The organism is candidate division KSB1 bacterium, from assembly GCA_022562085.1.
Classification (GTDB): Bacteria; Zhuqueibacterota; Zhuqueibacteria; order Oceanimicrobiales; family Oceanimicrobiaceae; genus Oceanimicrobium.
Genome location: JADFPY010000130.1, coordinates 1 through 11328, shown reverse-complemented (window position 1 = coordinate 11328; position 11328 = coordinate 1). Strand labels below are relative to the sequence as shown.

Annotated in this window: 6 protein-coding genes; 4 read left to right on the top strand and 2 right to left on the bottom strand. The window is 41.4% G+C overall.

All coding sequences use genetic code 11. From position 1 onward, the window contains the following. The 4 genes from IH879_12030 to IH879_12015 form a co-directional block, all read left to right on the top strand. A partial coding sequence (locus tag IH879_12030; protein MCH7675665.1) for a tetratricopeptide repeat protein occupies window positions 1–221 on the top strand: 221 nt, incomplete at its 5' end. Window positions 222–390: 169 nt separating this feature from the next. Then, complete coding sequence (locus IH879_12025) at window positions 391–3813, top strand: DNA polymerase III subunit alpha (protein ID MCH7675664.1); 3423 nt, start codon at window positions 391–393, stop codon at window positions 3811–3813. Window positions 3814–3864: 51 nt separating this feature from the next. Further along, on the top strand, window positions 3865–4452 hold the full coding sequence (locus tag IH879_12020; GenBank protein ID MCH7675663.1) for a YIP1 family protein: 588 nt from the start codon (window positions 3865–3867) through the stop codon (window positions 4450–4452). 380 nt (window positions 4453–4832) lie between these two features. After that, on the top strand, window positions 4833–5858 hold the full coding sequence (locus IH879_12015) for a hypothetical protein (protein MCH7675662.1): 1026 nt from the start codon (window positions 4833–4835) through the stop codon (window positions 5856–5858). A gap of 434 nt (window positions 5859–6292) precedes the next feature. Here IH879_12015 and IH879_12010 read toward each other — a convergent pair whose 3' ends face one another. Both IH879_12010 and IH879_12005 read right to left on the bottom strand, forming a co-directional pair. Then, complete coding sequence (locus IH879_12010; GenBank protein ID MCH7675661.1) at window positions 6293–10975, bottom strand: GNAT family N-acetyltransferase; 4683 nt, start codon at window positions 10973–10975, stop codon at window positions 6293–6295. A gap of 138 nt (window positions 10976–11113) precedes the next feature. Further along, the coding region (locus IH879_12005) for a hypothetical protein (GenBank protein MCH7675660.1) at window positions 11114–11328 on the bottom strand (215 nt) is incomplete at its 5' end.

The following is an 11328-nucleotide window of genomic DNA, read 5'->3' as shown; positions in this document are numbered from 1 at the left end:
CTTTGGGAAATTACCAAGTGGCCATTGCTGAGTTCGAGAGAGTTTTCGCTTTTGAAAACAATAATAAGACTGATGACGCTCAATTTATGATCGGGATCGCTTATCTTAAAGCCGGAGATCCCCGCCTCGCACAACTTGAGTTGAGTAATTTGTTGGCTTTTTACCAAGATAGTGAATATGTTGCCAGAGCCGAACGTGAGTTCCTGGGTTTGAATATTTAGATTATGCCGTATTGTGATATTAGAGTAAACGATATAATTTTCTTAAAAGGAAGTCATCGACCTAATCGAGATGACTTCCTTTTACTTGCTTTCTTCCCTTAAGCTAAAACTTAAACCAAATACCTGTATTATTTTGTTTTAAACTAAAGCATTTTAGTTCAAATTTGCTATGCCTGGATACGTTCATCTCCATAACCATTCTCATTATAGCTTGCTGGATGGAGCTTGCAAGATCGATGCGCTCACAAATGCTGCTGTCGAAAATAATATGCCCGCATTGGCGTTGACGGATCATGGCAATATGTTCGGCGCTGTTGAGTTTTATAAAACTGCGCGTAAAAAAGATCTCAAGCCGATCATTGGCGTCGAAGCTTATGTTGCACCGGGCAGCCGCAAAGAACGTAAATCAGACAAAAAGGTATCAGACACATCGTTTCATTTGGTGCTTCTGGCTAAAAATTTAGCCGGCTATCGAAACCTGATGCGCCTTGTTTCAATCGGTTATCTTGAAGGTTTTTATTATCGCCCGCGAGTCGACAAAGAGATGCTGCAAAAATACAGTGAAGGCCTCATTGCCCTTTCGGCCTGCCTGAAGGGGGAAGTTCCTTATTACTTATTAAAAAAAGGATATGACGCGGCAAAGCAATCAGCTCTAGAGTATAGGGAAATTTTCAAAGATGACTACTATCTTGAAATTCATAACCATGGAATCGATGAGGAAAATCAGGTTCGCGAGGGACTGAGGGAATTAGGCGGTGAATTGAGCATTCCTTTGGTTGCAACAAATGACATTCACTATTTAAAGAGGGAGCACTATTTACCCCACGATGTTTTAATTTGCCTGCAAACCGGAAAGGATCGAGATGATCCAAAACGGCTCCGCTATACAACCGATCAAATTTACTTCAAGAGCCAGTCTGAAATGGCTCAATCATTTTCCGAGTTTCAAAGCGCTTTAGATATCACGTCCGAGATTGCTGAAAAATGTAACCTGGAATTGGATTTTGACACCACTTACCTGCCTAAATTTGAAATCCCTGAGAATGAAGGAGTGGACTCTCTCGCCGACTATTTGAAAAAACTAACTTATGAAGGCGCAAAAAACCGGTTCGGGGAAATTACCCAGGAAGTTGATGAGAGACTGAATCATGAGCTGAATATTATTAATGAAATGGGTTACCCCAGCTACTTTTTGATTGTAATGGATTTTATTCGTTACGCAAAAAGTAAGTGCATCCCGGTAGGTCCCGGGCGCGGATCTGCAGCCGGTAGTCTGGTTTGCTACTGTCTGGAAATCACCAACATAAATCCGCTGCAATACAATTTGATTTTTGAACGATTCCTGAATCCGGAACGAGTTAACATGCCTGATATTGATATTGATTTTTGTTATGAGAGACGTGAGGAAATCATCGAGTATGTCAAGGATAAGTATGGCGAAGAAAACGTAACTCAAATTATCACATTTGGAACGATGGCTGCCAGGGCGGTTATTCGTGACGTTGGGCGTGTTCTTAAAATTAGCTACGGCGACGTGGATCGAATTGCCAAAATGATCCCGGCAGTTCCAAACATGACCCTCGATAAAGCACTTGAAGCCGTGCCTGATTTAAAAAAACTTGCTAAACAGGATGAGTATAGTCAGCTTGTCGATTATTCAAAGACCCTGGAAGGCCTCGCGCGCCACGCTTCCACCCATGCCGCAGGTGTTGTAATCACCCCGGATGAATTGACCAACTACACACCAATTTACAAATCTTCGCAAGGTGATGTGACCACGCAATATGATATGAAAATCCTCGAAGATATCGGCGTTCTCAAAATGGATTTTCTTGGGCTCAGGACTTTAACCGTTCTCGATAAGACACTCAAAACCCTATCACGAAAGGGTATTGAAATTGAGTTGAATGAGATTCCTTTGGATGACAAAGAAACCTACGAAATTTTTTCTAAAGGTGAAACCGTTGGGATTTTTCAATTTGAAAGCTCGGGAATGCGGGATTATTTGAGAAAACTTAAGCCGCAAGTTTTTGAAGATCTTATTGCGATGAACGCCCTTTACCGGCCGGGACCAATGGAATGGATAGACGATTTTATTAAACGCCGGCACAGTCAAAAGAAGATAGAGTATTTGCACCCCTTAATGGAACCGGTTCTTAAAGAAACCTACGGAGTTATTGTCTACCAGGAACAGGTTATGCGAATCGCAAGTGAATTGGCCGGATTCAGCATGGGGAACGCGGATTTGTTGCGTCGGGCAATGGGTAAGAAAAAAGCCGAATTGATGGCGGAACAACGCTCTTTGTTTTTAGAAGGCTGTGAAAAAAAGAATATCGAGAAAAAATTAGCCAACGAAATATTTGATTTGATGGACAAGTTTGCCGGGTATGGTTTTGTTAAGCCGCATTCAACCTGCTATGCTTTAATCGCGTTTCAAACGGCTTACCTTAAGAAGCATCATCCCGCAGAATTTATGGCTGCAACTCTATCAAGCGAAATGGGAAGTAAAAATCGCGTCGTCATTCTGGTGGATGAATGCAAACGAATGGGCATAACAGTGGAACCCCCGGATGTGAACGCAAGTTATTTTGATTTTATTGTTAAAGACAATGCGATTCGCTTTGGCCTGGGCGCCGTGAAGAATGTTGGCGAGAACGCAATTAAATCCATTGTAACAGAACGTAAAGAGAATGGCAGGTACAAAAATATTTTTGAGTTTTGTGAAAGAAATGATTCGCGGCTGGCCAATAAAAAAGTCCTGGAAAGTTTAATTCAAGGCGGGGCAATGGATTCTCTGGAGGGACATCGCGCTCAAAAATTGCAGGCTGCGGAGATGGCAGTTAGCTTTGCTCAATCTTCACATGCAGAAAAACTGAAGGGCCAGACGAGCTTGTTTGGAGGTGAAGGAAATGCCTCCATACAGTATCCGGATCTTCCGCTACTTTCCCCCTGGAAAGATTCGCGTGCCCTGGCATATGAAAAAGAGATTCTTGGATTTTATGTTTCCGGACATCCCTTGAACAAATTCAAGGAAGAAGTAAAAACGTTCTCTTCTACCAGCTTAGATGCATTGGAAAATTTTAAAGATGGAACGCCTGTCAAAGTTTGTGGTATTGTAAATGAAAGTAAAAATATTTTGGATCGCAAAAATAAACCAATGGCGTTTGTCACTTTAGAAGATTTTTTGGGGTCCGCCGAGGTCATTGTATTTTCAAGTGTCTATGAAAAATATCGAGAATTTCTGGCAGATGATTCGATGATTTTGATCGTCGGCAGAGTTAGTTTTCGCGAAGAAGAAAAACCGAAAATCATTTGCGAGGAGATTGTACTTTTGGATAGAGTCTGGGAACATTGCGGCAAAAATTTACATCTTTCCGTTGAGAAGATCGGAGTTGATGATCCGGTGTTAAATCAAATCAACATTTTGTTGAAACAAAACCCCGGTAATTGTAACTTGTTTTTTAATGTAAAGACTGATGAAAATTCAAAAGAAATAATTAAATCCAAGAATGTGAAAGTGAACCCGTCACCGGAAGTTATTACGCAATTGCGCACGCTTCTGGGCCAGAATAATGTTTGGATGGAGGCTTGATCATAATTAATAAAATTTCTTTTTTAATCTAATCTAAGAAAGGAGAGGCGTATGGAAAAAATAATTGAACGAGTTAAGTCGATCTTACTATCGCCGAAGGATGCTTTAACCGCGGTGAAATCTGAAGAAATGTCCATCGCAGATTTCATGAAGGAATACGTTGCGATTTTAGCAGCCATTCCCGCTGTTGCGCAATTTATCGGCTTGGCTTTGGTGGGACATTCGGTTTTCGGTCGGCGGAGTTTTATCGGAACGTTGTTTTATGCCGCATTATTTTACATATTTAGTCTGGTAAGTATTTTTGTTTACAGCAAAGTAATTGACGCACTCGCCCCAAGTTTTAATGCTACGAAGCACGATTTAAGTGCCTTTAAACTGACGGTTTATGCCTGGACTCCTGCTTTTGTGGCCGGAATCTTTCACATTATTCCCGGCTTACAAGTGTTAGCGATGTTAGGTGGTGTGTATGGCATTTACATATTATATCTTGGCCTGCCAATCCTGATGGAAAGCCCGGAGGATAAAACCGTTGCTTATACTGTCGTAAGTCTGATTGTTGGCTTGATTCTTATGGTTGTTATTGGTTCGATCGCCACGGTAATTGCTTTTGGTAGTGCAGTCCCTGCTATTTATTTTTAGCTTGGCTTAAATTAATAATGAAATCCTAAGGGACACGGTGCGATACTGTGTCCCTTTTTCTTCTTTTCACATATTTAATTCCTTCCTTCTAAGCTCTTGGTAAATTTTACTCAAACTATTTTTTCCGAGACACTGATGTTCGATAAACTTTAAGTTTAAAATTCCTCATTACGCTTTTGTATTACAATCATGTAAACACCCCATTTATATGTACATGTTTTTTAAACATTTGCTTGGATTAGCACACTGTTTATTTGGCACTTAAATACATATCTAAAAGGTTGGTATATCCTTTGCTTTAAGAAGAGTGTTCCTCAAAAAAGCTTAAACATTTTTTTTAAGCACCTACGGTAAGCATCACAACACAACTGAGGTGAAAAATGCGAAAGTATATTTCATTTTTTGTAGCAGTGTCGTTCATCTCCGCCACATTTTTGATGGCTGATGACACCATAGAAATAATAAAGGTCAGCGGACGCTTTGCAATTATTAATAAGGGAGCCAATCAAGGTCTGAAAGAAGGCCAAATTTATTTTGTAAAAAGAGAAGCCGGAAAGGGCTTGTCGGACGTTTGCAAAGTAAAAGTCTTTCGGACGACTGCCAATCGGGCAGCAGTCCAACAAGTCAAAAGAACAAAGTCGCCACTGTTGCAGAAAGGTGATAGACTTTATTCAAGTCTTGAATTGAATTCAGCAACGCTGCAGAAAAGTCAACAGCCAGGAAGAAACCCCCCGACCGTTCCTGTTGCTCAAAAGACGCCTCCTCCAGCACTCAAGCCCACCTTTCCGGCCAACTCTTTTCAAGAATCCAAGGCTGAAATCGAGCCTATAAGTCAGACCTCAGTTGAGCAAGTTCAAGTCGAAAGTTCTAGCGGCACGCATCGGGGAATAGCATTCAGGACCTATTCTCAGAATATTAAAAAGCCGTGGCTTGGCTTGCAGGCAGGTTTAATCATCCCTAATGGCGACTTCGGCGCCGTTTATTCACCAAGTCTGAAGTTTGGCGCGACCTATATGGTAGAAGCCGGATCGGGTTTTAATTTAGGATTAGAGTTAAATAATACTTTTGTTAGTTCATCACTTGGCAGCGGAAATGTGGTCGGTGCCGCCAATACGTCTTCTTCTTTATTAGAGGTGCAGGTTGCTGTGCAAAAATTTTTCGGCCGGATGTTCTTTATTGAAGTGGGAGGCGGTATTTATAGACCAAAAATCAGCACAACTTCAGCTGATAATTTTGTGAGTACGTATTCATCCACCAATTTTGGAGTGTTCGGCGGCGGTGGATTTTTTGTACCAACCAGCGAATATGCAGGGATCATGCTAAAAGGCAGGGTAAACAACTACTTTGACCAAACCAAGATGCAATACTTTGGAATTACCGGTGGATTCAGGTTTAAAGTGCATTAGAAAGTCCAGGGAATAAAAAAGCCTCGGTATTGGGCAGTTGTCAGTCAAAAGATGCAGAATCAGAAAACACCGAGGCTTAAATTAAGGAGGAACACTTACTGTAAAACTCAATAGTAGTATCGACATTCCATCCTTAAGCTTAAACCCAATTTTAGAAGACTTTTTACACAATGATTGAAAAACAATAAAGCATTCGGGGCTGTCCAAAAAGTAACGTGTCGTTGCGGGCAAAGCGAAGCAATCCCCTAGTGAGCGTTTTCGAAATAAGGTTGCAATGTGGGTAAAGTGTTCTCGTGTTTGTGTGTTCGAGTGTTCAGGTGCTAATATATTGAAATTAAAAAACTTAATAAAATACGTAAACACTTTAACACCTGAACACGCTAACACTGTATATTGCCAGGTTGCATTACGCTAGTACTGTGCCAAGAGGCGACCTATCGTCCCTCGATGAGCCTTTTCACCATATTCCCGTAACTGTGCTCGATTTTAAAACCAAACCTATAGAAAAACTCCGGACGCAAAAAACCAACCGTAACGATTTTCACTTCCTGGTTTTTTAATCGATTAAAAAACTCTTGCATCAGGCCGTTGCTGACGCCCTTCTTTCGGTACCGATTATCCACAACAATTTTTTCCAAATGCACATTTTGGGGTTCGATAAAGCGGTAAAAGATTCCGCCTATCACTTGCAGGCGTTCGTTGACCACAATGAGATATTGATGCTCGGGTCGAAACTCGATGGGCAAATTTGCCATTGTGTATAATTTATGCAGCTTTGCGATTTCCTTGGCAGAGGCCGGCCGCCTGATACCTAACTTGTGCCCTTCTTGATCTTCGATAAAGACAATCAGTGTTGTCGTCGGCGTACCATGTTCACTCAACGAGATAAGTTTAGCTGTATCTTTCGGTCCCAAATGCGGGTAAGTCATTCGCGTCAGAAAAAAACTCTCTTCCTCAGAAAACGAAGTTTGAGACTTTAACTTTGAAATGGCTCCCAGCAGGTCGATGTTCGAGTTTAAGTTAGCATGAATTTCCTGGACGGTTTTATTTAAACCGCATTTGATGTCCTTGTTTTTTTCAAACACAGTATCTCTGAAGAGTTGGACTCTGACTCCAGGATACCTTTTTTCCAAATCATTGAGTGTGTAGGTTGTCATCAATTCCTGTAGATTTTGTAAACGAGCTTCGGTAGTGGCATTTCGATTCAAATCGAGCCAGCGGTGAAATCTTTTTATTGCAAAGTAAAGCCGCCGTGGCAAATAACCCTTTTCTTGTACCGCCTGAGTAAATATTTTTAGCTTTTGAAGTAACTCACGTTCATCCTGATTTAATTTAGAATTTTCAAGTGTCGTGACTGTCTCTGCCAAAATTTCTAATCCGCCTTTCTCACCTAAAATTTCCACAAAAGCCGAGAAAATAATGTGCCAGCTCGATTGTCCCCTTAATTGAGTATACTTGCTTTCTACTTTTAAAATAAAATTTGTTCTAAATGAAAGCATCATTTTCGCAAGACTCTCAAAATTTTTCCTATTTGAAATCGAAACGATTCGCGAGCCAAATTGAAAGTCATACAGCGGTACGATCACGTTTGCCGGTGTCGGGTCTGCGATTTCAAATTCAAGGTCCGTCCGGTGCCAGAAATCCACATAGGCCAGCAACCCACTCCAGGCAAAATGAGGCCAGAACTGCGGAAGTTTGCCTGTTCCTTCAGCCTGGTCTTGCCGTTCAAGCCTCGCGAGGACTTTATCGACTGTTTCCCCGTGAATGAATTCTTCAGTCCACAAGTCATACTCAGGCCAGTATCCACCAAAATCTTCAACCAGCGGCTTGGGAGTCTCTTTTACCCCTGCCCGAATCAACCAGGATATTTCGTTTTCTACTTCTTTCTTTGACAGATTTTGATTGACGTTAATTGCCAAATCGAAAGCGCCGTCACGCCGGGTTTGTACTGAAATTCGATAAACGCTTTTACCATGCCGCGCGCCAAGAAAGCTCACCCAAATTCCTTTGTGCGCGATGTCTTCGAGCCGAATCAACGTTTTACTGTTTGTGAACACAGAAATCGCTTCCCGAATCACCGGTGCTTTTTCAAGCGCGGTTAATATTTTCTTTTTGTCCTCAACATGGATGCTCTCTTCGCAAGTAATCACATCCTGCCAGCGATATTCCGCACCTGTGTCCGAATCCACTGCAAAGAGTTGATTGGGACCTATCCATTTTCGATATCCGGACAAGAGTTTCTCAGCACACATTTTTGCATGTTTGCTAACCTGCGCATCCAATTTTGATAACGACCACTGAATAAATTCCGCACGAATTTTTTTGTATGAACTTGAATGCCTGGCCCCGTAGGCAGTGAGTAAGTCAAAAATTGAAATGATAATTTTTCTAAAGGCGCTTTTCTTTTTGGAGGTCAGTTGGTTGGAAATATTTTTTAGAAACGAAAATATCTGCTCTAATTGGTCTTTACCAAAGCCCTGTTGAGACAAAGCTAAAATCATCTTTTTATCCAGAAGGAGTTCATCGGGTCTGAGAAAGTTTTGTATAATATCCTCAAGATGGATGCGTTTTTCAGTCGCAAGTAAAATCCCGAATGCCCGGCGTTTAATGGAGATGTCTTTAAATTCACACGTTCGCATGAGAACTGACGCGGCAATTCGCGACGTTTGCCCGCTTTTAGCCTGAATCACGGAACCCAAATATTCGATGGCAGGAAAGGCATGGTCTTTATTCAGTGAGTGAACCGCATGGGCGGAAAGGTGGATTCCGCGCAAGTTAAATTCATTTTTTTTAATTAAGTTTTTGAGTTCATTGAGAATTTTGGATTCCCCTTTATCTGTTTTTTTAGGCAACACCTTGATGTCGGATGCTTTGCTCTCCCGTTCCAAAGAGCGCTGCAAGATCACCTCGCCAACGAAATTCTCGAACTCCAAATTTCCAACCCATAAATCAGGCGTATTAATGAATTTGCCCAAGTTGAAATAGGCGTTTGGAATTGAGTACCAAAGTGAGCCGATTTGCACAGTGTCTTTATTCGCGGATTTTATTTTGAGTTTTTTCTTGAACTGTTTTAAGGAGAGAGTAGAGTTTTTTAATCTCAGATCATCCGAGGTTAATCCTTTCACTCGCAAGAACCACTTCGGGACACGTAATTCAAGTTTGTTTATTTTAAAGGCGATGTACTTTTTGCCATACATGCTTTTGATGATATCAGCAAAATTCTTCTCGATGGCTTTGCGTTTGTAAGTGCCCTTTGGTGTGAGCTCTCCTTTCTCTATATCAAAATCCCGATCGATGATGTCGAAATTAACGATTCGCTCGAACGGCGCCAAAAACCTGTTGACGGAAACGATGAGAGAGTTAAAAAACTCGCGCAGCTCTTCATCTTTTAACTTTTTAAAGTTTACCTGCTCATATTCAAAATTAGGGTAGAGCAGAAGAGTGTTGTGCTCCCGGTGGTCACCGACCAAAAATACACTTTGCACCGATTCGAAATCGCGAAACAAATTCTCGATCTTTTGCGGCGAAACGGTTTGCCCTTTGATGTTTTTGTAGATTTCTTTTTTGCGGTCAATGATCTCATAAGACCCGTTTGCATCTTTAGAAAAAATGTCGCCGGTATACACCCAACCATCTTCAATGCCGTTTGATTTTTCGTTCAAGTAGCCCATCATCACGTAAGGTCCGCGCATTTTCATCTCACCGTCTTTGGCGAGCTCAATGTCAATTCCAGGCAGGGCCGGGCCAACTGAATTTTCACAGTACTGAAAAGGCGCGGTCATGGTGATGCCGCCTGTGGCTTCGGTCATGCCGAAACCGCTCATCAGCTCAATGCCGTATTCTTGAAAAAATCTGAAAATCTCCGGATCGAGGTAGCCGGCTGCCGAAAGTCCCCATTTAAGTTTTCCGCCCGTCAACTTTGCCACGACCCCTTGAATTTCTGAGTGAGGTGCGGTGTCAATATCAACGTCCTCTTGTATTTTTTCGTAGAGTTGAATCCATTTTTGCGGAATGCTGATGAACACCGTCGGTTTGACCAACTGCATATTCCCGATCAGGGTGTCGATTCCAGGGCCTTCCATGAAGGCATAAGTGCAGCCCCAAAAGATGCAGCCCATCATCTCGAAATAGCGCCCGAAGGTATGATAAAGCGGAAGATAGCACAAAAACGTGTCGTCCGCGCCGATTTCAGGCAGGGCAATCGCCCGTGCAAATCTTTTAGAAATGATATTCAAATGGGAAAACATGATGCCTTTTGGAGCTTCGGTGGTGCCGGAAGTGTACATAATCGTGGCAAGATCGCTGAGTTTAACCTGCTCAAAAGCGCTCTCAAGGTCTGCATCCGAAACACCGATTCCCTGTTTAATAAATTGGGTAAACGAAATTATTTCGGTATTACTTGAATCTTCTGTGTGTTTGATAATAACGATATTCTGTAGATTTTTGAGTTGACTTCGAGTTTTTAATACTTTCTGCAACTGCTTTTCGGTCGAGACAAAAATAGTTGCGGCTTTTGAATGATTTAGAATATAGGTAACAGATTCTGCAGTTGAGTTTGCCGGAATGGGCACATTGACGATTCCGGTCATCAAACAAGCCAAATCGATACAAACCATTTCCAGGCTATTTTCCGAAAGGATGGCCACAGGTCCGGAGTTGCTGTTCTTTGACAGGGATAACAGGCCGCGGGCAATGTCATTCACTTTTTCATTAATATCGAGCCACCAATGTTCGGTTATTTCTTTGCCTTGAATCTCTTGAAACAACGTTTTAACGTTATATTGTTCGACCCGCTGATGAAACAGACGACTTAAGGTGAAGTTCGACTTTTCGATGATTTTGAGACAGAGATCGAACCAGTCGTTTTGCTTGTTTTCCTGGTAAATCTGTTTGAGGAGGGCGTTTGAGCGGGCCAAATTTAGGAAGTTGAATAAGAGTTGGCGGTCTTTGGCTTTTGATTTGGTTAGCTGTTCTCCTAATTCAAAGAAAGGCTGCAGGCCGTTTTGGGAGAGGGTTTTTTCTAAGGCTGAGTCATTCCAAATTTCTTCTTTTAAAAGAGTTGACGAGGAAAAAATTTGCGGGTTGTATTGTTTGTTTTTTAATGCTGTTAAAATCATTAAGCTAGCGCGAGAAATAATTGATTCTGGAATTTTATCTAAAGAAAAGTCTTGTTCTTTCACCACTCTTTTTGCAAGGTTTGAAAACGGAAATTTTTGTGCAAACCTTAGTTCTTCAACTGAAAACAATGAGGTCACTTATAATAACATGTGAGCTAAAAAAAACCTGATTTCATTGTTATTAATTTTGTAAGAAATTTTCATTGGAGAGTCAGATTTTAGTTCTAAAACAATTTTGTCCTCAGGATTTGCTTCTCTAACAATGTTTTGCAAAAAGTTTAAGGAAAACTTTGCAGTAACATCTTTTTCCGATTTAACTTTTATTAGTTTTGAGTCTCTTGAAACTGAAGACA